At 32.9% G+C, this 25,168-nt stretch carries 20 protein-coding genes; 12 read left to right on the forward strand and 8 right to left on the reverse strand.

Annotation, left to right across the window (positions count from 1 at the left end; genetic code table 11):
- Window positions 1-51: 51 nt before the first annotated feature.
- The 3 genes from AAC053_RS04740 to smpB all read right to left on the reverse strand — a co-directional run bounded on the left by AAC053_RS04740 (window position 52) and on the right by smpB (window position 3,754).
- On the reverse strand, window positions 52-609 hold the full coding sequence (locus AAC053_RS04740) for a hypothetical protein (protein ID WP_339753446.1): 558 nt from the start codon (window positions 607-609) through the stop codon (window positions 52-54).
- A 25-nt stretch (window positions 610-634) separates the two neighbouring features.
- Entirely contained in the window at window positions 635-3,100 is a 2,466-nt protein-coding gene (locus AAC053_RS04745; protein ID WP_339753448.1) for a DUF5686 and carboxypeptidase regulatory-like domain-containing protein, read from the reverse strand.
- A 198-nt stretch (window positions 3,101-3,298) separates the two neighbouring features.
- A complete protein-coding gene (smpB, locus tag AAC053_RS04750) occupies window positions 3,299-3,754 on the reverse strand; it encodes an SsrA-binding protein SmpB (protein WP_339753451.1) in 456 nt (151 codons plus the stop codon).
- 90 nt (window positions 3,755-3,844) lie between these two features.
- Between smpB and AAC053_RS04755 the strand changes: the two genes are divergently transcribed.
- Window positions 3,845-4,588 carry a DUF6503 family protein gene (locus AAC053_RS04755; protein WP_339753453.1) on the forward strand — a complete coding sequence of 248 codons (744 nt, stop codon included), beginning with the start codon at window positions 3,845-3,847 and terminating at the stop codon, window positions 4,586-4,588.
- On the opposite strand, the gene AAC053_RS04760 is transcribed toward AAC053_RS04755, so the two are convergent.
- Window positions 4,581-5,090 carry a phosphoglycerate mutase family protein gene (locus tag AAC053_RS04760; protein WP_339753455.1) on the reverse strand — a complete coding sequence of 170 codons (510 nt, stop codon included), beginning with the start codon at window positions 5,088-5,090 and terminating at the stop codon, window positions 4,581-4,583. The two genes, AAC053_RS04755 and AAC053_RS04760, sit on opposite strands and share 8 nt — an antisense overlap.
- A gap of 159 nt (window positions 5,091-5,249) precedes the next feature.
- On the opposite strand from AAC053_RS04760, the gene AAC053_RS04765 reads away from it, so the two are divergent.
- The 5 genes from AAC053_RS04765 (at window position 5,250) to deoD (ending at window position 11,462) form a co-directional block, all read left to right on the forward strand.
- Window positions 5,250-5,837 carry a Crp/Fnr family transcriptional regulator gene (locus AAC053_RS04765; protein WP_339753458.1) on the forward strand — a complete coding sequence of 196 codons (588 nt, stop codon included), beginning with the start codon at window positions 5,250-5,252 and terminating at the stop codon, window positions 5,835-5,837.
- Between the two features lie 113 nt (window positions 5,838-5,950).
- Window positions 5,951-7,249 (forward strand): pyrimidine-nucleoside phosphorylase, encoded by a 1,299-nt coding sequence (locus AAC053_RS04770; protein WP_339753461.1) that lies wholly within the window; start codon window positions 5,951-5,953, stop codon window positions 7,247-7,249.
- Window positions 7,250-7,304: 55 nt separating this feature from the next.
- Window positions 7,305-8,312, forward strand: coding sequence for a deoxyribose-phosphate aldolase (deoC, locus tag AAC053_RS04775; protein ID WP_339753465.1), 1,008 nt, complete (start codon window positions 7,305-7,307; stop codon window positions 8,310-8,312).
- A 12-nt stretch (window positions 8,313-8,324) separates the two neighbouring features.
- Window positions 8,325-10,715, forward strand: a complete 2,391-nt coding sequence (locus AAC053_RS04780; protein ID WP_339753467.1) for an aldehyde dehydrogenase family protein — start codon at window positions 8,325-8,327, stop codon at window positions 10,713-10,715.
- 45 nt (window positions 10,716-10,760) lie between these two features.
- On the forward strand, window positions 10,761-11,462 hold the full coding sequence (deoD, locus tag AAC053_RS04785) for a purine-nucleoside phosphorylase (RefSeq protein ID WP_339753470.1): 702 nt from the start codon (window positions 10,761-10,763) through the stop codon (window positions 11,460-11,462).
- Window positions 11,463-11,467: 5 nt separating this feature from the next.
- Here the strand turns inward: deoD and deoC (AAC053_RS04790) are convergent, their stop codons facing one another.
- Both deoC (AAC053_RS04790) and clpB read right to left on the reverse strand, forming a co-directional pair.
- Window positions 11,468-12,133, reverse strand: coding sequence for a deoxyribose-phosphate aldolase (deoC, locus tag AAC053_RS04790; RefSeq protein ID WP_339753473.1), 666 nt, complete (start codon window positions 12,131-12,133; stop codon window positions 11,468-11,470).
- A 433-nt stretch (window positions 12,134-12,566) separates the two neighbouring features.
- Window positions 12,567-15,173, reverse strand: a complete 2,607-nt coding sequence (gene clpB / locus AAC053_RS04795) for an ATP-dependent chaperone ClpB (RefSeq protein ID WP_339753525.1) — start codon at window positions 15,171-15,173, stop codon at window positions 12,567-12,569.
- A gap of 370 nt (window positions 15,174-15,543) precedes the next feature.
- On the opposite strand from clpB, the gene ytxJ reads away from it, so the two are divergent.
- The 4 genes from ytxJ (at window position 15,544) to AAC053_RS04815 (ending at window position 19,045) form a co-directional block, all read left to right on the forward strand.
- On the forward strand, window positions 15,544-15,921 hold the full coding sequence (gene ytxJ, locus AAC053_RS04800; protein ID WP_339753476.1) for a bacillithiol system redox-active protein YtxJ: 378 nt from the start codon (window positions 15,544-15,546) through the stop codon (window positions 15,919-15,921).
- 130 nt (window positions 15,922-16,051) lie between these two features.
- A complete protein-coding gene (locus tag AAC053_RS04805; RefSeq protein WP_339753479.1) occupies window positions 16,052-16,747 on the forward strand; it encodes a hypothetical protein in 696 nt (231 codons plus the stop codon).
- A gap of 117 nt (window positions 16,748-16,864) precedes the next feature.
- Complete coding sequence (locus tag AAC053_RS04810) at window positions 16,865-16,999, forward strand: monothiol bacilliredoxin BrxC family protein (protein ID WP_339753482.1); 135 nt, start codon at window positions 16,865-16,867, stop codon at window positions 16,997-16,999.
- Between the two features lie 159 nt (window positions 17,000-17,158).
- Window positions 17,159-19,045 carry a TIR domain-containing protein gene (locus AAC053_RS04815; protein ID WP_339753485.1) on the forward strand — a complete coding sequence of 629 codons (1,887 nt, stop codon included), beginning with the start codon at window positions 17,159-17,161 and terminating at the stop codon, window positions 19,043-19,045.
- 152 nt (window positions 19,046-19,197) lie between these two features.
- Here AAC053_RS04815 and AAC053_RS04820 read toward each other — a convergent pair whose 3' ends face one another.
- Window positions 19,198-20,379, reverse strand: a complete 1,182-nt coding sequence (locus AAC053_RS04820) for a hypothetical protein (RefSeq protein WP_339753488.1) — start codon at window positions 20,377-20,379, stop codon at window positions 19,198-19,200.
- A 285-nt stretch (window positions 20,380-20,664) separates the two neighbouring features.
- Between AAC053_RS04820 and AAC053_RS04825 the strand changes: the two genes are divergently transcribed.
- On the forward strand, window positions 20,665-22,347 hold the full coding sequence (locus tag AAC053_RS04825; protein ID WP_339753491.1) for a pseudouridine synthase: 1,683 nt from the start codon (window positions 20,665-20,667) through the stop codon (window positions 22,345-22,347).
- A gap of 96 nt (window positions 22,348-22,443) precedes the next feature.
- Here the strand turns inward: AAC053_RS04825 and fahA are convergent, their stop codons facing one another.
- Window positions 22,444-23,736, reverse strand: coding sequence for a fumarylacetoacetase (gene fahA / locus AAC053_RS04830; protein WP_339753494.1), 1,293 nt, complete (start codon window positions 23,734-23,736; stop codon window positions 22,444-22,446).
- Between the two features lie 113 nt (window positions 23,737-23,849).
- Here fahA and glyA point away from each other — a divergent pair, with 113 nt between their 5' ends.
- Complete coding sequence (glyA, locus tag AAC053_RS04835; RefSeq protein ID WP_339753497.1) at window positions 23,850-25,124, forward strand: serine hydroxymethyltransferase; 1,275 nt, start codon at window positions 23,850-23,852, stop codon at window positions 25,122-25,124.
- Window positions 25,125-25,168: the final 44 nt, after the last annotated feature.

Here is a 25,168-nt window from a genome sequence, read left to right on the forward strand (position 1 = left end):
GACTTTAGTCAGATTTAAAAACCTATGGACTTTGAGTCCATAGTGGTTTAGTTAAGCGATCCACAAATTAATTTGAGTTAATAGGACCCATTTATTATCTATTTTTTCATAAATAATCATATCCTCACCTGCACATCTTCCACCACAGTAGTAACTGTAAGTTATAGCAGCAAAATTACCATTGTAATTAACTTTTGAAAAACGAATAATGAAACTTTGTTTATTCTTTTTATTCATTTCATCTATTAAAATAGATTGCTCTTTATCTGTTATTATTTTGAAATGAATATTCTCAAAGTTGAAAAGGATTGTATTTATCTGATCTTGAGATTCAATATTTTGAGATATAGATTCAATAGTTATTTTAAGCTCTGGTTCTTCTGCTATTCTAGCTATTAATGTTGAATCTCTCTCAAATTGCCACCAATCAATAGTTTTCATCTTTACAGAATTTATTTCAACTAAGACTATCGAATCTGTCTTATCACTTTGACCAAACTTAAGTTGTTCTGTTAAAATCAAGGAATAAATCTCATAATCAGCTATATCATCATGCTGAGAAAATGACAATTGAAAAAAAAGAATAAAAACAATTATGATACTTTTCAAACTATAAATAAATTATCCTATAAAGTTAAAAGAATTTTAATCCAAACAAAATCGCATCACTTTTAAAACCACTTTGGTAAGATCTAATATAATCTAAGCGCAAAAACCTCCATTTTCCCCAACCAATATTATCTATACCTACAGAGTATTCTTGGTAAGGTTTAAAATCTGGTGTTGCTAAAAGATGTGCACCAACAACTAAATTAAAGTTTAGTTTATTGAGTAAGGGAACTTTTCCTAATAAAAATCCATTAAAATCGTGCTCAGCATGTGCTTCTAAATAAGCATCATTTGTGCTGCCAGCATAATAATCTAAATTATTAAAAGCATTGGTGTAATTGCCTTCTGTACTTGTGTGTGTTTGGTTACCATTAAAGTGTTGGTAATCCATAAAGGCAATATTTTCTGCATTAAAAAACTTGCCAGCTCTTAGGTTATATCTAAAACGACCTTTATCTGCAATATTAAACGATTGGTATAATCTCGCCTTTACTTGATCGAAGTTATAATTAGCGTTAGTTGAACCAAATCCTTTTTCGTAACTCAGTATTAGCGTAGGATATTTGTCATTACTCACATTAAACTTACTATCTGGATAGCTTAAATATTCTTGTCCGAAGTTGATTTGTGCTGTAACATTAGCTTTTAATATATTATGTATTGTAAAAGGAGCAATGCCATAAGCAGTTTCATCTAATGGATTATTACTGGTGTAAACATCATTGTCTTCATTTCTAAACACTTGATCTGTGGTATTGAATACCGCTTTTCGTCTTTCGTAGCTTAAACTAGAGCGCAATCTAAAGCCATTAAACAATTCTTCAGAATGGCTCAATTGAAGAAAACTTCTATCGTATATCTTCATGTAGTTGTCTTCAAAAAACAACGTGCTTATTGTATTAATAAATGGTGTAATCGGGATTGATGGATTAAACTGTTCAGTCCTCACACCACCAGACAATGTTAAAAAAGAACGCGATGTATTATTAAACTTATACGTTAGAGAACCTGTTGCTCTTAATCGCTCATCTGAAAAACCGTATTGTAAACTAGCATTCGCTCTAAAAAAACGTTTAAAATCATCGTAATTTTTAGTAAAGAATACGTTGGCCTTTGCAGTATAGCCTTGCACAGTATTAAACTGAACTCCGCCAAAAGGAATATCATAACCCAAACGATTATCCTTATGTGAGTTTTGGTAAGTGTAACCGAGAATACTTCCAAGTTTAAATTTATTGTTTACGCGATCTATAGAATCTAAATATGGCTTAGATTCTCTCACAATCTGAATACTATCCTTTTTTGTGTAATCAGTACGCTCTTCTATTGTTAAAGGAACAGGTCTAATCTTATTCCAAAAAAGCGAATCTTTTTTATTGGCTTTGTCTTCAAAAGCAACTAGCTCACGTCCAAAATCTTTTTTGGTTAAACCTGTGTTAAATTCATAATCGCTGTAAACAGCCGTGAAACGTCCATCTCCTTTTATACCGAAAAGCCCATATTTAAAATCGAGACTCTGAGAAATTAAAGCCCAAATAGTATTAGTTTCAGAATACGAAAAATTTTGTTTTAATGAGATGATATCTACTGCAGGGATTCTGGCTTGTACACCTGTAATATCTAGCTCTATTCCGTATATAGTCCATTGGTCTTCGACAATGTAAATAGAGCCTGCAAATACAGGATCGTTTTCTCGTTTTGGAATAACATTGATTTTATTGATAAGATTGCCTCTGTCATCATAAAATATACCTTCTAATTTATAGCGGTAATAACCAAAAGCATTATTAGCAATAGGTGAAATGATTTCATTGCCAAACTCTATTGTGTTGTTGTAAAAATTATAATTAACATCTAATGCACTGTTAAAACTAAAGCCGTTATCATTACCACTGATTTTAGAGGCTGTAATCTTTTCTTTGAGTTTATTAGGCCTTAAATATTGAATTTTAGAAATGGTTTCGGATAAGTAAATAATTCCTGTTCTTGTAGAGTCTAAGCCACCACCTAAATCACCTATTTCTTGGCCCAATATTTTTTCTGGTGCATCTTTAATTCTGATTAATCCTCTGGAGTAAAAATTGGCCTTATACGAGTTAATCTTTTCTAAATTTTCTTTTCGATTTGCAATGGCTTGGCGCATTATAGCATTAGCAGGGTTGTCCTCTGAATTAACCACAACTTCACTAAGAGAAACAGATTCTTCTTTTAAAATAATATCTATTGTATATGGGAATTTATCTATAGCAACTTTCCTTTTAACCGTTTTATAGCCTAAATATGTATAGACTATGGTATAGGTTTTAGGTTTAGAAATATTGAGTTCGTAATAGCCATCATCGTTACTAGTTGTACCTATGTAGGTGTTTTCTATTAAGATATTTACAAAAGGAAGTGCTTCGTTTTTGGTGTTTGTAACTGTCCCTACAATTTGAGCTGATGCAACTGTGCTAGAAACAATAAAAAAGAGGTTGAGTAAATTTTTAGTCATAAGTGTTGATTGATGATTAATTTTTTGACATGAATTTTACTAATTATAACAAATATCATACCTTAAAACTTAAGTAAAGATGAATTTATAATTTTAGTCTTATTTGTATAAACTTAAAACTTCAATAAATGGTTGTCTATACATTTTCAAACTTAGACTAAAATTGTAAGGCAAGAAGTTAGAACAATCTTAAACTTATCAAAAATTTTTCTTAATACGGTCTAGATCTCGCTTGTTATCTCGGTCTTTAATCGTTTCGCGTTTATCGAAAAGCTTTTTACCCTTGGCTAGGGCAATAGTAAGTTTTGCAAATCCTTTTTCATTGATGTAGAGCCGCAATGGAATAATAGCATTACCCTTAATATCCATTTCCTTTTTAAGCTTTTTAAGTTCTTTTCTATTGAGTAATAATTTGCGCTCTGCTTTTGGTTTGTGGTTGTAGTAGTTGCCAAAAGCGTATTCCTCAACAGTCATATTAATAACAAACAGTTCTTCTCTGTCATTAAATTCACAGAAACTTTCGGCAATAGAAGCCTTGCCAGATCTGATGGATTTAATTTCAGTTCCGGTAAGTACAATTCCAGCTGTATATTTATCTAATATCTCGTACTGAAATTTTGCCTTTTTATTAAGTATGTTTACCGTTTTTTGCATGAATAGCAAAGGTAAATAAATTATAATTATTTTTTGATGTGTTAGTAATGTAATCCCTAATTTTACGACTTTATATTATAAATAATAAACATGAAGTATTTGTCAATAATTTTATTTGCATTCTTTGTTGTGAGCTGTAAAAATGAAAATGCTCCTAAATCAATGAGTGCTGAAGAAATAATAAATAAATCTATTGAAGTTTCGGGAGGTGATATTTTTAGTAAATCTGAAATATTTTTTGAGTTTAGAGATAAAACATATATGTCTAGACGTCTAGGAGATGAGTTTTTAATGGTAAGAATGTTTGAGGAAAATAATGATAGTATTACTGATATCTATGATAATTTCGGATTTAAAAGAATGGTTGGTGAAGAGTTTGTAAATGTAGCAGATTCAATGGCTGTGAAATATACTGCTTCTGTAAACTCAGTACACTATTTTTCAACATTACCTTATGGTTTAAATGATAAAGCAGTTCAAAAAGAATTAATAGGAGAGGAGACGATTAAGACAAAAGACTACTATAAATTAAAAGTAACTTTTAATGAAGAAGGTGGTGGTGAAGATTATGAAGACGTGTTTGTCTATTGGATTGATAAACAGACATTTAAATCTAGTTACCTAGCGTATTCATATAATGAAGATGATGGTGTTGGAATGCGTTTCAGAGAAGCCTATAATGAACGTTATATTAACGGATTACGCTTTGTAGATTACAATAATTTCAAAGCCGAAGATTTGTCTATTCAGCTATTCGATTTAGGAAAAGCGTTTGAAAATAATCAGCTAAAGCTATTGTCTAAAATAAAGCTCGAAAATGTAACTGTTAATTAATCTTTAGTACTTGATCAATTTTACTGCCTTCAGAAATAGTTACGATATATAGACTACCATTATCATGATGATTCATGTCTTCGTACTTCTTTTCTCCTATAATAGCGTTAACAAAGGCTGGAGTTGTATTACTATGACCAACAATTAAGACAGTTTTTCCTAAGGTAGCTTCAGAGAATTCTTCAGAATATAAATTTCTTGGATCATAAGACTGAATCTCTAATTCTTGCTTTTTTGAAGTGGGTTCTGCAGTTTGCCTAGTACGATTATAATTTGTAGAGTAAACAGCGTCAAAATCTATATTTTCAAATACCTTGCTCCAGTTTTCTGCTCTAGTTTTACCTGCCTCTGTAAGATTAGGATTTCTATTGGTTTCATCACTTTTATCTTTTTCAGCATGTCTAATAAGATAAAAGGTCGTTGTTGAAGATTTCGATTGTTCCTGCACATTTACAGGTATAATAAAACTTAAAGCAAAGGCTAGAATTAGAAAGTATTTCATTTTAACTAAATTTTGTAAAACCAAATATACTCAAATGATATACTACAGAAACTAAATGAAAGCTAAATATGAAGATTCTATTATCTTTTTAATACTTTTATACTATGGTAGAAATCTACTTTCGTTCCAACCATTTTTTCTATTAGAATGCATCAAAATATGATTGATAACAAAGCGTATTTATTTATTGATTTCATCAACAAGTATGTCACTCTTAGTGAACTAGAATCGAAACTTATTCTCGAAAGAGTTAATATAAGAAAATACTTAAAAGGGCAATATGTTGTGCAACAAGGAGATGTTTGTAGGTATAGCGGTTTCGTTATTTCAGGATGTACAAGAACGTTTTATGTTGATGATAATGGTGAAGAGCATATCGTGATGTTTTCAATTGAAAACTGGTGGGCTTCAGAAATTGGAAGTTTTGTATCTCAAAAACCTTCTGATTATAATGTTCAATGTATTGAGAATACAAAGTTAATTCAATTATCATTCGAAGATCAGGAAATTCTTTTTAAAGAAATCCCTAAGCTAGAGCGCTTTTTTAGATTGATATTAGAACAGGCTTTTGTTGCTTCCCAAAAAAGAATTGTTTCAAGTTTTAGCCTTTCAGCAAAGGAACAGTATATTCAATTCACAAAACAATATCCCGAAATTGAAAAACGCATACCTCAATATATGGCGGCTTCCTATCTGGGCATATCAAAAGAGTTTTTGAGTAAGATTAAAAAGCAACTTAAGATGTGAAGGAAAAAGTTAATCTAGATTAACTTTTTTAGATGAACTACTTCATTTTATTTTAGGCTTTTGTTGTCTAACTTTGTATTCATATTGCTTTCTAATAGTAGTATTAGCATATTATGGTAGATTTAATTGTTAAAAAAAGAAATGGTCTTGAACTAAATAAGGAAGAACTTACGTCAATTATCGATGGATTTATTTCTGGCGAAATTCCTGATTACCAAATTTCGGCACTTTTAATGGCTATTTATTTTAAAGGAATGAATAGTATGGAGACTGCTATTTTAACTGATTTGATGATGCGATCTGGTGATTTGATTGACTTATCAGCTATTGAAGGTATTAAAGTAGATAAACATAGTACAGGAGGTGTTGGAGATAAAACGACACTAGTCTTAGCGCCATTAGTTGCGGCAGCTGGAGTACCTGTTGCAAAAATGTCTGGTAGAGGTTTAGGCCATACTGGAGGAACTTTGGACAAGATGGAATCTATTAGTGGACTTTCTGTTAATATGACGAAGGATCAATTTATTGATAATGTCAAATCTCACAATATTGCAGTATGTGGTCAAAATGCAAATTTAGTCCCTGCCGATAAAAAATTATATGCACTTAGAGATGTTTCAGGAACAGTAAATAATATTTCTCTAATCGCTTCAAGTATAATGAGTAAGAAATTAGCTTGTGGAGCAGATGCAATTGTAATCGATTTAAAAGTCGGACATGGTGCATTTATGAAGACACTTAAAGATGCAGAGGAATTAGCACAAGTAATGATTAATATTGGTGCCAATATGAATAGAGAAGTTATAGCTGTAATTACATCTATGAGCGAACCTTTAGGATATACTATTGGTAATGCTTTAGAAGTTAAAGAAGCTATAGATACATTAAAAGGTAATGGTCCAGAAGATTTAACAGAACTTTGTTTAGAATTAGGTGGTCATATGCTTGTCTTAGGAAAAGTAGCAGAAAATCATGAACAAGCTGTTTTAAAATTAAAAGAATTGATTAGCTCAGGAAAAGCATTTGATAAATTCAAAGAATTTGTAAGTGCGCAAGGAGGAGATGTTAATTCAATTGAACATACAGAAGAACTTCCAACAACAGAACATAAAAGGATTTATTATTCTAAAGAAGAAGGGTTTTTAAGTGATCTAAATGCTTTGGATGTTGGTTTAGCTTCAGTAAAGTTAGGTGCTGGTAGAGAAACTAAAGACAGCGCTATTGATTTTGGTGCTGGCATTAGATTGCTAAAGAAAATAGGTGATTTTGTTGAGAATGGTGACCCATTAGCTGAATTGTATTCTAATGATGAATCTTCATTTAATAAAGCAGAAGAGCTTTTGAATTTAGCGTATAAATTTACTGAGAAAAAACCTCTAGAAAAACCATTAATACTTAAAACAGTAAGGTAAACTCTTTAAGATTTGTTATTTTTAATAATTAGAATAAAACTAAACGAAAAATTGTATGAGTAATACAAAAATGAAGTTGAAGAATATGAAGTCAAATAAGAAGCAAATTTTACATCAAAAACGAAACGATGGTATTCCATTTGATTCAAGTCTATTTGAAGATATTAACGTAAATAGAAGTGCTGTTGAAAGACGTGCAGCTACATTAAGTGGGCGAAGATCTGTTAAGAAGCAGTGGCAAGCAGCTTGGTTGTTAAAAGCTGTGAGTTGTATTGACTTAACGACTCTTTCTGGTGATGATACAGAAAGTAATGTATTGAGGCTTTGTGCAAAGGCAAAGTCACCAATTAGATTAGACTTATTGGAGGCTATGGGAATGAAAGATGCTGATATCCATACAGGAGCAGTTTGTGTATATCACAATTTCATTAAAGATGCAAAAAAAGGTTTAAGAGGAAGTTCTATTCCTATTGCTGCAGTATCCACAGGATTTCCTGCAGGTAATATTCCACTGAAGGAGAGACTAAAACAAATAGAATTATCTGTGGCTGCGGGTGCAACAGAAATAGACATTGTAGTCAGTAGAGATTTAGTTATACGATCAGATTGGAAAACTTTATATGATGAGGTTGCTGCTTGCAGGAAAGCCTGTGGAGATGCTCATATGAAAACGATACTTGCAACAGGAGAAATCCCTACATATACTAAAGTAGCAAAGGCAAGTTGGGTAAGCATGATGGCTGGCTCAGATTTCATTAAAACGAGTACAGGTAAAGAACCTGTGAATGCAACTATTCCTGTAAGTCTAGTGATGATTAGAACCATTAGAGAATATCATGAATTAACAGGTTACAAAGTTGGTTTTAAGCCAGCTGGTGGAATTGGGAAAGCCAAACAAGCTATCAATTGGTTAGTATTAATTAAAGAAGAACTTGGCGACGAATGGTTAAATCCAGATTTATTTAGGTTTGGAGCCAGCAGTCTGCTTGGTGATATTGAAAGACAATTAGAACATTATGTAACAGGACGGTATTCAGCGTCATTTAGACACCCAATGGCATAAATAATAAAACGCATGGAAATTAAAGAAATATACGATACTATGACTTATGGTCCAGCACCAGAAAGTGCAGATGAAGCCATTAACTTTTTAGAAAGTCATAAAAGAAAGTTCAAATTATTTATTAACGGAAAATGGGTTGCTCCTTCTTCAAAGGAGTATTTTGACAGTATTAATCCTTCAAACAAGGAGAAATTGGCAAAAATTTCTGAAGCCAATGAGACTGATGTTAATAAAGCTGTAGCAGCTGCTAATAAAGCATTGCCAGAATGGGTGAAAATTGGGTCGCATCAACGCGCCAGGTATTTATATGCCTTAGCAAGACAGATTCAGAAGCATTCTCGACTTTTTGCTGTTTTGGAATCCATGGATAATGGAAAACCAATTAGAGAGACAAGAGATATTGATCTTCCCATTGTTGCAAGACATTTTTATCATCATGCTGGTTGGGCACAATTAAGAGATTCAGAGTTAGGAGACTATGAAGAGCTTGGAGTCATTGGTCAGATTATTCCATGGAACTTTCCTTTAATGATGTTAGCGTGGAAAATTGCACCAGCCATCGCAATGGGAAATACTGTAGTTTTAAAGCCAGCAGAATCTACGTCATTGACAGCGTTACTTTTTGCAGAGATTTGCGAACAAATAGGATTGCCAAATGGCGTGGTAAATATTATTACTGGACACGGAAAAACAGGAGCAGCTATTGTAAATCATAAAGATGTCAATAAAATCGCTTTTACAGGTTCAACAGAAGTTGGCAAAATTATAAGAAGAGCAACAGCAGGAACAGGAAAAAAATTGTCTTTAGAACTTGGAGGAAAATCACCATTCATAGTTTTTGAAGATGCAGATTTAGATAGTGTAGTGGAAGGTATTGTTGATGCGATTTGGTTTAATCAAGGTCAAGTTTGTTGTGCTGGTTCACGATTATTGGTTCAAGAAAGTATAGCTGAAAAGTTGTATAAAAAGATTAGAGCCAGAATGGAAACCTTAAGAATAGGAAACCCTTTAGATAAAAGCATTGATATAGGTGCTATTGTCGATAAAGCACAGCTTAATACCATTACAAAAATGGTGAAATTAGGTGTTGATGAAGGCAGTACACTAAATCAACCTTCTTGGTCTTGTCCTAAAGAAGGGTATTACTTTCCGCCAACAATGTTCACTGATGTTTCGCCTTCTTCAACTATAGCACAAGAAGAGATTTTTGGCCCTGTTTTAGTTGCTATGACATTCAGATCTCATAAAGAAGCTGTAAAACTAGCCAATAATACCAGATTTGGTTTGGCATGCAGTATTTGGACAGAAAATATTAATTTGGCTTTAGATATTGCACCTCAAATAAAAGCAGGTGTTGCATGGATTAATTGTACGAATGTATTTGATGCTGCAGCTGGCTTTGGAGGTTATCGTGAATCTGGGTTTGGTAGAGAAGGAGGAAAGGAAGGTTTAATGGAATACTTAAAACCGAAAATTGAAGTATCTTTCACAGATCAACCAATTTCACTTCCAAAACATAAATCAAATGGAACTCTTAAAAAATCTGAGACGAATCTAGGAATAGATAGAACTACTAAAATGTACATTGGTGGCAAGCAATCTAGACCAGATGGTGGCTATAGTGAAGTTGTTAATGGTGTCAATGGTGAATATATTGGCGAAGTTTCTAAAGGTAACCGTAAAGATATTAGAAATGCTGTTGAAGCTGCTCACTCTTGTAGCAAGTGGACGAGCATGACAGGACATTCAAGAGCACAAGTATTGTATTATTTGGCAGAAAATTTAGCCATACGAAGAGAAGAATTTGCGAGTAGAATTGTCCAAATGACCAATCAAAGTAAGTCTGACGGTCTAAAAGAGGTTGATTTGTCAATTGAGCGGATTTATACTTATGCAGCTTTAGCAGATAAGTATGATGGCCATGTGCATCATACTATTCATAGAAATGTTACTTTGGCAATGCCAGAATCTTTTGGTGTTATGGGAATTGTGTGTCCTGATGAATTTCCTTTGTTAGGCTTTATTTCAACAGTAATTCCTGCAATCTCAATGGGAAATAATGTCGTTGTTGTGCCTTCTGAGAAGTCACCTTTTTCTGCGACTGATTTTTATCAAATATTAGAAACGTCTGACGTTCCTGGAAGTGCAGTAAATATTGTAACAGGCAATAAAGATGAATTAGCTCAAGTATTGGCAAAGCATGATGATGTAGATGCTATTTGGTATTTTGGAAGTACAGAAGGTTGTAAGGACATGGAATTATTGTCAGCTGATAATATGAAACGAACTTGGGTAAATTATGGGAAGTATAGAAATTGGTTAGATAAAGCACAAGGCGAAGGAGGCGAATTTCTTAAAAATGCAAGCCAGATTAAAAACATTTGGATTCCTTATGGTGCTTAATAAATAAGTGTCAAGTATTGATAAAACAATAATAATAAAAAGAATATGAGTAGTATACATTTAGAAGCTAAAGTTGGAGATATTGCAGAAACTGTGTTGTTGCCAGGAGATCCTTTAAGAGCAAAGCATGTTGCAGATACAATGTTAGATGATGCCGTTTGTTATAACAAAGTAAGAGGAATGCTCGGTTTTACTGGTTATTATAAAGGAAACAGAGTGTCTATTCAAGGCACAGGAATGGGAATGGGAAGTACTTCAATTTATGTAAATGAACTCATTTCTACATATAATGCGAAAAATTTGATTAGAGTAGGAACTTGTGGTTCAATTCAAGAAGATTTAAATTTAGGGCAGGTGCTTTTAGCGATGAGTGCTTCTGGTGACTGCGATGCTAATAGCTTGTATTTTGAAGGCATGCAATATGCTGCCACTGCAGATTTTGATTTATTGTTAAAAGCATATAATGCGGCTAAAGCAATGAATATTAAAACCTATCAAGGCTCGGTATTTAGTACAAATACGTTTTATGATACTAGAGAAAATCGTTGGGAAAAGTGGCAAAAACAAGGGATTCTAGGTGTAGAAATGGAAACACAAATCCTTTTTACCTTAGCCAAAAGATTTGGAGTAAAAGCGCTTTCAGTACTAACTGTTAGTGATAATATAATTACAGGTGAATCTTCAAGCTCAATAGATCGAGAGCAATCTTATAATGATATGATGAAGATTGCTTTAGAACTAGCTTAAGGGATTTAAATAGTAACGATAGGTTTTTTACTTCTTGATACAATATTAATACTTGAAGTAGATCCTAAACGACTAGCACCAATATCAATATATTTTTGAGCAGTTTCTAAATCGTTAATATCTCCAAAGGCCTTTATTTTTAGAAGATTTTTAACGCTTTTCTTCATAATTTTTACGGCCGTTAGAGTTGCACCACTTTTAGAAAATCCTGTTGAGGTTTTTACAAAATCAGCTCTTGCATCGATACAGATTTCACAAGCTTTAACGATTTCATTTTTTGAAAGTTCGCTTATTTCTATGATAACTTTAAGAGGAATTAGGCCAATAGCACGCTTTACATTACTTATGTCTTTTAGTACAGCAACATGGTTTTTGCTTTTTAGGCGACCGATATTCATTACCATATCAATTTCTGTAGCACCTTGTTCAATAGCTTTTTTTGCTTCAAACATTTTTGCTTCAGTTGACATACCTCCTAGCGGAAACCCAACAACTGTACATATTTTTACATTAGATCTGCCTAATGCTTGTTTTGCAATTGGTACGTAGCTGCTATTGATACATACTGAATAGAAATTGTATTTTAAGGCTTCATCACAAAGTTGCAAAATATCTGCTTCAGTTGCAGAAGCACTTAATAAGGTGTGATCTATATATCTATTTAATTCCATTTAAATTTTTAAGTAGGATTTTGACAAAAAATTAGTTACAGTAATTCTCTACATGTAGAGGGATTACTAGACAAAATTTAATAAGTCTTAAGTATGTTGGAATAAAATAGCTCGATAAAATTAATGATTTATCCGTTAAAAGGAGCGTTAAATTTTAAATTTTATTATGCATTTCGTCGAAAAGTTGTTAATAACTTAGAAAGCCACTCATTTTTAGATCTATAGGATTACTAAATGAGTACTTGTGAAATATTGAATAAATGAGGTTATTTGATAATCACTGCTTTTTTATTAAACTTTTGGATTATTACTTACTATTTGGTTTGTTCCAAAAAGGAAGAGCAACACTCCTTTCAAGTACTTGAAATTTGTGTTGCTCTTAACCAACCAATCAATATAAAGACTGTTATTAACCTAATATGTTACAATCAGTTTAAATTTCTTCGGTAACCATATCTACTTGATTTCTAAAAACTAATTGTCCATCAAATTCATCGAGTAGAATAATACTATCAGTAGTAACTTTACCCGCTAATATTTCTTTACTCAATGCGTTAAGTACTTCTTTTTGGATTACTCTTTTTACAGGTCGTGCGCCATATTCTGGATTATACCCTTTCTCAGCCAAATAGCTTACAGCCTCTGGTGTAGCATCGAAAGTGATGCCTTGTTTAGCTATCATTTTAGTTACATTTTTTAATTGTAACCCAACAATTTTTGTAATGTTTTCTTTTGATAATGGCGTAAACATTATGGTATCATCGATACGGTTAAGAAACTCTGGTCTTACATTTTGTTTTAATAATGCTAATACATCTATTTTTGCGGATTCTATTGCGGAAGGAATATCCTTCGTAGCTTCAAAACGCTCTTGTATAATATGACTTCCCATATTAGAGGTCATAATGATGATAGTGTTTTTAAAGTCTGCAATTCTACCTTTGTTATCCGTTAAGTGTCCTTCATCTAATACTTGTAATAAGATATTAAACGTATCTGGATGTGCTTTTTCAATTTCATCTAGCAAGACAACCGAATAAGGTTTGCGTCTTACAGCTTCGGTTAATTGTCCACCTTCATCATATCCAACATATCCTGGAGGTGCACCAATCAATCTGCTTACTGAGTGTCGTTCTTGGTATTCGCTCATATCTATACGCGTCATTGCATTTTCATCATCAAATAGATATTCTGCTAAGGCTTTTGCTAATTCTGTTTTACCAACACCAGTTGTTCCTAAAAATAAGAAGGTACCAATTGGTTTTTGTGGATTTTGCAAACCAGCTCTACTACGTCTTACAGCATCACTAACCGCTTCAATAGCTTCTTCTTGGCCAACAACACGTTTGTGTAACTCATCTTCAAGCTTCAATAGCTTTTCACGATCACTCTGAAGCATTTTTGTTACTGGAATTCCGGTCCATTTGGCAACCACATCCGCTATGTCTTCATAGGTTACTTCTTCTTTTATTAAAGCTGTTTCCTTATGTTCTGATAACTCCTTCTGGAATTTTTCAAGCTGTTCAGTAGCCTCCTTAATTTTTCCATAACGGATTTCTGCAACCTTACCATAATCACCATCACGCTCTGCACGTTCAGCTTCTAGCTTATAGTTTTCAATCTCTTGTTTTATATTCTGAACGTTTTCTACAACTTCTTTTTCAGATTTCCATTTCGCATTCAGTTCGTTTCGTTCTTCTTTAAGGTTTGCTAAATCTGCTTTTAAAGATTTTAGTTTTGTTTCATCTTTTTCACGTTTAATTGCTTCGTGCTCAATTTCTAACTGCATAATTTTACGGTCCAACACATCTAATTCTTCTGGTTTAGAATTAATCTCCATTCGTAATTTTGAAGCAGCTTCATCCATTAAGTCAATTGCTTTATCTGGAAGGAATCGGTTTGTGATGTAACGTTCTGATAATTCTACGGCTCCTATAATGGCTTCGTCTTTAATTCTAACCTTGTGATGTGCTTCGTATTTTTCTTTAATTCCTCTTAGAATAGAAATTGCACTTTCAGTATCTGGTTCGTTAACTATTACTTTCTGAAAGCGACGCTCTAAAGCTTTGTCTTTCTCAAAAAACTTTTGATACTCATCTAAAGTCGTTGCACCAATAGCTCTCAATTCGCCACGTGCTAATGCAGGTTTTAAAATGTTAGCCGCATCCATAGCACCTTGTCCACCACCAGCACCAACTAAGGTGTGAATCTCGTCTATAAATAGAACAATATCTCCATCGCTCTCAGTAACTTCTTTTATAACAGCTTTTAGGCGTTCTTCAAATTCACCTTTAAATTTTGCACCAGCTATAAGCGACCCCATATCTAAGGCAAAGATTTGTTTGTCTTTTAGGTTTTCAGGTATATCACCATCAATAATTCTATGCGCTAAACCTTCTGCAATAGCGGTTTTACCAGTACCAGGTTCTCCAACTAAAATAGGATTGTTTTTGGTTCTACGAGATAAAATTTGAAGTATTCTTCTAATTTCTTCATCACGACCAATTACAGGATCTAACTTACCATCTCTGGCTAACTGATTTAAGTTTTTTGCATACTTGTTAAGCGAGTTGTAGGTCTCTTCCTGATTTTGAGATGTTACTCTGTCTCCTTTACGCAACTCTTCGATAGAAGCATTTAATCCTTTTTCAGTTACTCCTTGGTCTTTTAAAATCTGTGCAATTTTGCTTTTAGACTTAAAAATGGCGAGTACTAAGTGCTCAATAGATACGTAATCATCGTTCATCTTTTTTGCGATGATGGATGCTTCGTTTAAAGCTTTACTAGCTCCTCTTGAGAGCATAATATCTCCACCAGAAACTTTAGGAAAACTTTCTAGTTCTTTATCCAGTATTTGTTGCAGCATAGACACATTAACATTCAACTTTTTAAGCAAGAATGGTAACACGTTTTCATCAACATTAAAAAGGGACTTAAAAATGTGCTCATTTTCTATTTGTTGATGTCCAAAGCCTTGCGCAAGCTGCTGTGCTTGCTGTATGGCTTCTTGTGATTTAATTGTATAATTATTAAAATTCATCATATTTATGTGTTATTGTCATTGCAAGGACGAAGGACGCGGCAATCTTTAAGTTGATTCTTCGATGACTCTCACAATAACATTTTATTATTCTTTAATTATATTTAGGCAATAATCTTACCAATTGAAAGCTGTAAGATAAAAACGACAAAATGACCGATTTAGCATGGTATATAGTGACGTTTTGTCTGTGCGTAAGGTTGTTATAAAGTTTCGACTTAATTGAAACGTGACGTCACTTCAAATGTCCCGATTTTTAATCGGGATGTATAGAGAAGCTCTAAATTGTTCTCGATACTTTTAGTTTTCACTTTCGTTCAAACTAAAACACTAGAACTGACGCAAGACTAATAAAAGAAAAGAATTAAATATGTTTAAGAAATTATTCGGTTCATCAGAACCAAAAGAAGAAAAAATATTGCCTTGGCAACCTTTGACCAATGTATCTCAATTAGAAAATATTGCTAAAAAGTCTAATGCTAAAACACAACTAATTTTTAAACACTCTACACGATGTGGTATTAGTAGTATGGTAATGAATCAGTTTGTCTCTGATTATGTTATAGATATTAATGCAGATTTATACTATTTAGATTTATTGAATTATAGAGATGTTTCTAATGAAGTTGGTTATAAATTCCAAGTGATGCATCAATCTCCACAGTTGTTAGTGCTTAGAAATGGAGTAGTAGTAGCTTATGCTTCTCATGGTGGGATTAATGAGATGGATTTAGTGAAGTTTGTTTAATAATATGTAGTTTTTAGGTATTAATTTTTTGTTAGTAAAAATTCAACTTTACTCGCCTGTGCTGAATTTATTTCAGCATCAATCTATATAATTAGTATATAAACTGAAATTTTCCTAACATTGAAATAATATGAAAAATAGATTGACTTTTAAATCATATTTACTGTACATGTTCTTAATGATTTATGGAATTACATTCGGGCAGAAGAAAGAATCGTGCAAAGTTTTACTAACTGAAATATCTGATTCATATAAGGGAGATTGTAAGGACGGTTTAGCTGATGGAAAAGGTAGAGCCAAAGGGATTGATGTTTATAAGGGAAAATTTAAGAATGGACTTCCTGATGGTAAAGGAAAATATGAATATGAAAACGGTAACGTATTTACTGGAAAATTTAAGAATGGCTTAAAACATGGTGAGGGGAAATTTGTTTATTCTTTAGCTGGTAATAGTTATACTCAAAAAGGATATTGGGTTAATGGCGATTATGTTGGATTATCAAATCCTGAATTGTCTCATAGAATAATAATGAAAAATGGTGTAGATAAGATTGATGTTAATAAACTAAGTGGAGATATAGAAAAAATTAAAGTCTCGTTTTACGCATTGCTTATTAAGTACGTGCCATTAGGTTTAAAAATTAGTTCATCTTCTGGTCAAGTTACTCAGACAGGTCAAGATTTCTTTATAACTAATAGTAGTATAGGTCCCAATTTTATTGATATAGAATACATTGTTAAAAAAGCAGGCCAAAATAAAATATGCTTAGTTTCTTTTGAGATAATACAAAGAGGCAATTATGAAGTTGTTATTACAAATGAGTAATAAGTTACTTATCCTATTTCTGACTAACGTAAATACATTTAATTTACCTTATTCAAGTAGAAAATAACGCAACAATTTGTATCTGTTTGTGAGTTAACATATAAAAAAAATTAAAAGGTGTCTAATGAAGTGAGTTATAAGTTTCAAGCGATGTATCAGTCTCCAAAGCTTTTAATTTTGAAAAATGGAGTAGTAGTGGCTTATGCTTCTCATGGTGGGATTATTGAGATGGAATTAGTTAGGGGTGTATAAATTTCGTAGGGTTGCACTAGTTTTATATTAAAAAAAAGTAATTTAGCTTACCTAATTTTAGTAATAAATCTATACAGTGATTTAAAGTATTACAGTTCGTATTCAATGTTAAGAATACAACTTAGGGCTCAATTTTAGTATGTAACCAAACACTAAACAATGAAATACAACGCTTTTCTTTCCTATAGTCATGCACAAGATACAGATCTAGGCACCAGTCTTGAAAAAGCACTTGAAAAATTTGCCAAGCCTACTTTTAAAAGACGTGCATTAGAAATTTTTAGAGATGCTAACGATCTTTCTCTCTCTGCGGATTTAGGTGATAAGATTAGAGAGGGACTTGAAGAATCTGAATACTTCGTTTGTATGGCTAGCCAGTTGTATGCGAATTCCAAGTGGTGTCAGCGCGAAGTGGAATACTGGTTAGAACATAAATCTATTGAAAAATTTATCATTGTTCTAACTGATGGTGATATTCTATATGATGAGGGCACCAATGATTTTGATTGGAAAGTAACAACTGCACTTCCTAAGAACTTGTCTGGGGTTTTTAAAGGTGAACCTTTTTATGTAGATTTTCGCGATTTAGGGCTTCAAGAAGAGTTAAACCTCGACCATCCAGAATTTAGAAAGCGATTGGTGCTGCTAGCGGCAACTATTCATGGTAAGTCAGTAGGAGATATGGAAGGTGAGGCTGCTAAACAACATAAGCGCACCATGCGCATTCGTAATGCTGCAATAAGTGTTTTAAGTGTGCTATTGGTTATAGCAATAGGTGCCTCAATTTTTGCCGTGAATAAAAAGAACGAAGCTTTACTATCAACATATATAGCCAATTCTCAAGGGCAATTTGATGAAGACCCAACCAAATCCTTGCGTTTAGCTGAACAGGCTTATATTTTTGCAAAAAAGAAAAACTTTCCAACTACAGAAGCAGCAGAACAGCTTATAAAAGTATTTTACAGTGGTTACGGTTTTTATCAGGTACCATCTCTGAGTTTGCCAGATGTGAGCGAAGATGAAATTAATAGCTATACAGACAAAGGTAATCCTATTTATAAAGACATTTTGAGAATTTCTGATTCAATAGCGACGACGATTCCTAGAGACGAGTACTTAGGAAATAAATCTGATTTATACATTGAAGAGGCTACTAACACTGCCATTTATGTTGTATCTAGTGTTGCCCTTAATTTTTCTAAAATCTACTTTATTACTAAAGATTACGATGGATATACCATCGATACTACAAATATTGTGTTATCTGGTTTTAATGGCTATACAGGATATATAGAAGACATTGATATATCTGAAGATGGCAAGTACACACTATTAGGTTCAGCCAATGGAAAAACGGCTTTAATAGAAAATGAAGCCTATCGCTATAAAGCGGATCGTAATATATTTAAAGATAGATCTATATTAAAGTCTAGTGATGGATTTCCTGTAGAGCTAGTATCTTTTATAAATGGAGGTGAGTATATAGGTGTAGTCAGTTTTGATAGCGAATACGTAAATGGCATACGCCAAGACAAGGAAAAAACCGTGTATTATTATAAGACACCTCCTTTCCCTTATATAGAGATGGTAAATATGGATAATACTTATGGTAATTTATCTTTAGATGAGCACTATTACATGGTACCAGCTACCGCTGATGCTGATCCTGATTTTTGGTTTCATTACGCACAGGTAATAAAAACGACAGAAGAAAAGATCGTTACAGAATTTCCAGATGCAAAAGGTGTTGGTCTTACTGCTACCGCTAGTCTAGATAACACATTTTTAGTAAGCTATCAAGGTGTTTTTAATGCACACAATGATCTACTTATTACATTAAACATAGATACCATCGATAATCCTGGCGTTGCTTTAAGTTTCTCTAAGGATAGTAAGTTTCTAAAAGTAAGTTACCTCAATGGCTTACAACGCATATTCGCCTTAGATCCTGAGTTTATTATTAAGCGTATTAACGATACAAGTACTATGGGAAATATAGCGCGTTTGAGCGAAGCCGATAATGAACGCTTTCTTATTAGCGATTAAAGAAAAGACGCTATTGTTTTCATTAGAAAAGTTGATGAATAGAAATGAATAGCAATGTTTGTAAGTAAAGTAATACGATACAAAAACTATTTTTTCTTACATCTACTAAAAGCAATAAGAACAACCTCTCATTTCTGAGAGGTTGTTAATTTCTAACTGTTAAAGCGATAAGTGCTAATAATATCTTTCAATTTCAATTTTAAATCTTCACCAATACCATATACCATTTGAGTGTTAGATGGGAAGCGTACTTCTATTAGATTTAACAAGTTTTTATCATCTCGGTTTAAGGCTCTTCGATCACCACTAAATCGACCAAATATATTTTCAAAGACAAAACTACTATCTATTGTAAAGTTATCAATGATTTGATTTTGTTTTAAATCTGTAAACACAACGTCTGCAACTACTTGCGCTGATTTAGTTTGTAATACTTCAACAAAACTCGCTCTAATATTAATAATTTTATCAATTTTAATATCGTTACCTAAACTGTCTTTTTTTACATTTCCATCACTGTCTAATTGGTAATCCCAACCATCAACAATTTGTTTCTCTCTTAGTATTTGACGCTCATTTATACGTTCTGGTGATATATTAATTCGTTTTAGTTGTAACTGCATTGCAAAATCATAATCTAAAGAGTTATCAGTAATAACGTTATATGTTGTCCAAAACTGGTTTAAACCATAGGTGTTAAAATCTAACAATTCTGCCTCTAATCGTTGCGGTATAATTTGATGAGTTTGGTTTGCAACAGTCACAATTACATAATCCATACCTTTTTGGTACGCTTCTGTGATTAAGCTTCTGGTTTCCTTAAAATTAGGATTGATGCTTTCTATATAACTAAAAATATCATGCGCTTTTCTAGCATTAAATTTATTGTTAGAATCTAAAAGTGTTATGCCTTGATTGATTAAATAATCAGATGTTTTGTTTCTGTAATCTACAATTACAACATTGTAATCGCTAAACTGCAGGTTTAAAGTTTTACCATTTATTTTTAGAGGTAATACACGCTTAATAGCATTCTGTCTTGCTTCTAAATCCGTATATAAAGTATATATCTTTTTATATTGCTCTGGGTTGCCGTCTTTTTTTAGATGAGCAATGGTTTGTAAATCTTCATATAAAACTTTGTAATATGCATCTTCAAGCATTACAACGTAATCTTGCTTACGCTTTTTATCTTTGTTGTTTTTGAGTTTTTGTAAAGCGTCATTAATAGCTTGGTCGTAATTACCATTGCTAATAGCGCTTTCCATTTGTTTTTTGGCACTACAAGATACGAGTACCGAAACTAGGGCTGTAAGAATTAAAAATCGTTTCATAATCTTGTGCTTAAAAGGTTGTACTTTTTATAAATTCAATTATGATGCCAAAGTAATTTTTGAGTTTATTTGTTATTGTTTTTAAAGGTTGAATTGCTTGTGAGTTTAATTTGAAAATGATATTGAAAATAACAAACTCTTCGTCATTTCGAATGATTTGTGAAGTATGAGCAAATTGTATAGAGAAATTTTCTAATCATATAGTTTTCGATACGATTTTCTTAGGAAAATCAATCGAACAGACGTCCTTTTATTTTCGTTTCTTTGCACAGCAAACAAATGCTAATGTTTAAAGCAGAACAGACACTTTTTCATCCTATAAATATTAATGCTTCGGTGAAATTACCGAAGCAATTTACCTACCCGTTTTATTACCAACCACATCCACTTTGTGTTAGAGCCGTAGATGAAGTAAAAACTTATTTAAAGACGCAAACTGATTTTGAACATAATTTTGGTTTAGACATTACCAAACAAAGTTTAAAAATCGGTAAAATGTTTGGTGTAATGATTGTTAAAACGGCTGAAGATCAATTAGGATATATTTCTGCATTTTCGGGGAAGTTGGCAGAAAGTAATTTTCTAAAAGGATTTGTGCCACCTATTTATAATACGTTAAATAAAGAAGGATTTTATAAGCAAGGCGAAACCTATTTAAATATATTAAATGAAAAGATTGAAACTTTAAAACAATACACAGATTTAAAAAATGCCGAAATGGATGTGGTTCAGACCAAGCTACATGCTACTGAATCCTTGGTGACATTTAAGCATAACGCTAAAGTAGAAAAAGAACGTCGCAAACAAAAAAGGTTAAAAGCAGAACAATTGATGATTTCTAATAAGGATGCGATTTTTGAAAACTTAAAACAACAGAGCATTAAAAGTAATATTAACTTAAAGTATCTAAAACTAAATAATCAATCGGATATTAAAGCGGCCGAACAAAAATTAGCAGAATTAAAAGCACCATTAGAAGCCTTAAAGCTAGAGCGAAAAACGCTTTCTGCAAGTTTGCAAAAGCAAATCCATGGGAAATATTGTTTTTTGAATGCCAATGGTGAAACTAAAAACTTAATAAATATTTTTAAAAGCACAGAATTTGGACAACCACCTGCAGCTGCAGGTGAGTGTGCTGCACCTAAATTATTTCAGTATGCTTTTGAAAATAATTTAAAGCCTATTGCTATGGCTGAGTTTTGGTGGGGAATTTCACCAAAATCGGAGGTAAGGAGACATGGGCAATTTTACCCATCGTGTCGTGGTAAGTGCGAACCTATTTTGGGATTTATGATGCAAGGGTTAAATGTTGAGCCCAATCCTATTGAAACGGCTGGTACTTTTAAAGGAGAAATTGATATTGTTTATGAGGACGATTATCTCCTAGTAATTAACAAGCCACACGAGTTTTTATCTGTTCCTGGTAAAACTATAAAAGATTCTGTATTAACCAGAATGCAAGCCTACTTGCCAAATGCTACTGGGCCCTTGTTGTTACATCGTTTAGATATGTCAACCTCAGGATTGTTGTTGGTTGCTAAAAATGAAAAGACCCACAAAAATCTTCAAAAACAGTTTATAAATCGAACAATTAAAAAACGTTATGTTGCCCTACTTGATGGCATATTAGATTTAAAAGAAGGTGTTATTGATTTACCACTTCGAGTGGATTTAAACAATAGACCAAGGCAATTGGTTTGTTATGAACACGGAAAGCCAGCTACAACAAAATATGAAGTTGTTAGCATTGAAAATAATATTACAAGAATTCATTTTTATCCAATCTCAGGAAGAACACATCAGTTAAGAGTACATGCAGCACATCATAAAGGTATAGATATGCCTATTGTTGGTGATGATTTATATGGAACTGTCTCTAATCGTATGCATCTGCATGCTGAGACTTTGAGTTTTGAGCATCCAGTGAAACGAGAGTGGGTTAGTTTTAGCTGTGAAGCACCTTTTTAAATTAAAAACCTGAACAATAAATATATTGTTCAGGTTTAAATATTTATTTTAATTCTTTAACAATCTGTATCGATTATTTAAAACTAGATATAAGGGCTATTTCTTTTTCTTAGGATTATAAACCGGTAACAATTGTGTTTTTACAGAGCCAAATCCAATACGAGTACCATCATTTTCACAATACCCTCTCATTATAACTGTATCATTATCGTTAATGAACTTTCGTTCGCTACCATCTTTCATTTTTAGAGGTTTAGTACCTTTCCAAGAAAGTTCTAACATAGAGCCATAAGAATCTTCTGTTGGTCCAGAAATAGTTCCGCTTCCCATCATATCACCCGAATTTATTGGACAGCCATTAACTGTATGATGTGCTAGTTGCTGAGACATATTCCAGTACATGTATTTAAAGTTAGATTTACATACCGTAGTTTCTTTTGCTCCTTTTGGCTGAATACCTACTTCTAAATTAATATCGAAACTCTTTTTACCTTTAGTTTGAAGGTATTCTAGAGGTTTAGGATTTTGCTTAGGGCTTTCAGTTCTAAAAGGCTCTAGAGCATCTAAAGTTACAATCCAAGGAGACATTGATGATGCAAAACTTTTTCCTAAGAAAGGGCCTAATGGCACATATTCCCATTTCTGAATATCTCTCGCAGACCAATCATTAAATAATACCAAGCCAAAGATGTATTCTTCTGCTTCTGCAATAGGTATTGGTTCACCTAAATCGTTAGCATCTGTTGTGATAAAAGCCATTTCTAATTCGAAGTCAACCAATTTTGAAGGTCCAAAAACAGGGCTATCAGCTCCTTCTGGCATTGTTTGACCTTGTGGACGATTTATAGGAATTCCGGATGGAATTATAGAAGAACTTCTACCATGATAACCAACAGGCATGTGTACCCAATTTGGTAATAAGGCATTATTAGGATCTCTAAACATCGTGCCAACATTTGTAGCATGTTCTTTACTCGCATAGAAATCTGTATAATCACCAACCTGAATTGGCAGTTGCATTTCAATCTCATCTAAGCGAAACAGAATGGTTTCTTTATGTGGGTTGTTATTTTTTAAGGTGTCATTTTCAGCATCAAAAATTTTAGCGATTCTATTTCTAACTAAACGCCATGTTTTTCTTCCATCTGCAATAAAATCATTTAATGTGTCTTGTAAAAAGATATCATCTGTTAACGGAATACCTTTAAAATAACCTAATTGGTGTAATGCTCCAAGATCAATTGCAGTATCTCCAATACGAGTTCCGATAGTAATGATGTCGTCTCTGGTTAAGAAAACACCAAAAGGAATATTTTGAATTGGGAAATCTGAAGTTTTACCGACATGTAACCATGAGGTTCGGTCTGGATTATTGGCTGATAATGGCATATTGCAATTGTTGATTAAATGTTCATTAATTTCTAATCAAACCTAAGCAATTTTTAATATTTAAACTAATGTAATTCGTATTTTTGATGCTCATTTAACACAACATTTTATTTATGCAACGCGACGAACAAATTTTTGAACTTATAGAAGCAGAAAGAGAACGCCAGACTGATGGTATAGAATTAATTGCTTCAGAGAATTTTGTAAGTGACCAAGTTATGGAAGCTGCTGGTTCTGTTTTAACCAATAAATATGCTGAAGGTTATCCTGGTAAGCGATATTATGGTGGTTGCGAAGTGGTAGATGAAGTTGAGCAAATTGCGATTGATAGAGCCAAAACTTTATTTGGTGCTGCTTATGCTAATGTACAACCACACTCTGGTAGCCAAGCTAATACAGCAGTTTATCATGCCTGTTTAAAACCTGGTGATACTATTTTGGGATTCGATTTATCTCACGGAGGTCACCTTACTCATGGTTCTTCAGTAAATTTTTCTGGTAAATTATATCGTCCTACGTTTTATGGTGTAAAGAAAGATACCGGTTATATTGATTATGACATGCTAGCAGACCAAGCGAAAAAAGAGAAACCAAAATTAATTATAGCTGGTGCATCTGCTTATTCTCGTGATATTGATTTTGCAAAGTTTAGAGAAGTTGCGGATAGTGTAGGAGCTGTTTTATTGGCAGATATCTCGCATCCTGCAGGATTAATTGCTAAAGGTATTTTAAATGATCCAATACCACATTGCCATGTAGTAACTACGACAACACATAAAACTTTAAGAGGGCCAAGAGGTGGGATGATTATGATGGGTAAAAATATTGATAACCCATTTGGTATTACATTAAAGAATGGTAAGCTTCGTAAAATGTCTGGCTTATTAGATTCTGGTGTTTTTCCAGGAAATCAAGGTGGACCCTTAGAACATATTATTGCTGCTAAAGCGATTGCTTTTGGAGAAGCGTTGACTGATGAGTTTATGCATTATATGTTACAAGTAAAACATAATGCAGACGCCATGGCAAAAGCTTTTGTTACCAAAGATTATAACTTAATTTCTGGAGGAACAGATAACCACATGATGCTTATTGACCTAAGAAATAAGAGCATTACTGGTAAAGATGCTGAGAACGCTTTGGTAAAAGCAGATATTACAGTAAATAAGAACATGGTACCATTTGATACAGAATCGCCATTTGTAACGTCTGGAATTAGAGTAGGTACACCAGCAATTACAACAAGAGGACTTAAAGAAAATGATATGTCTTACGTAGTTGATTTAATAGATGAAGTGCTTACAAATCATGAAAATGAAACTGTTTTAGAAGGCGTTGCTAAGAAAGTAAATGAATTAATGGGAGGACGACCTTTGTTTGTTGCTTAAAAGACACAAGACCTGTTAGGTTTTAGAAACCTAACAGGTCTGAT

It is taken from the genome of uncultured Winogradskyella sp., from assembly GCF_963975125.1.
GTDB lineage: Bacteria > Bacteroidota > Bacteroidia > Flavobacteriales > Flavobacteriaceae > Winogradskyella.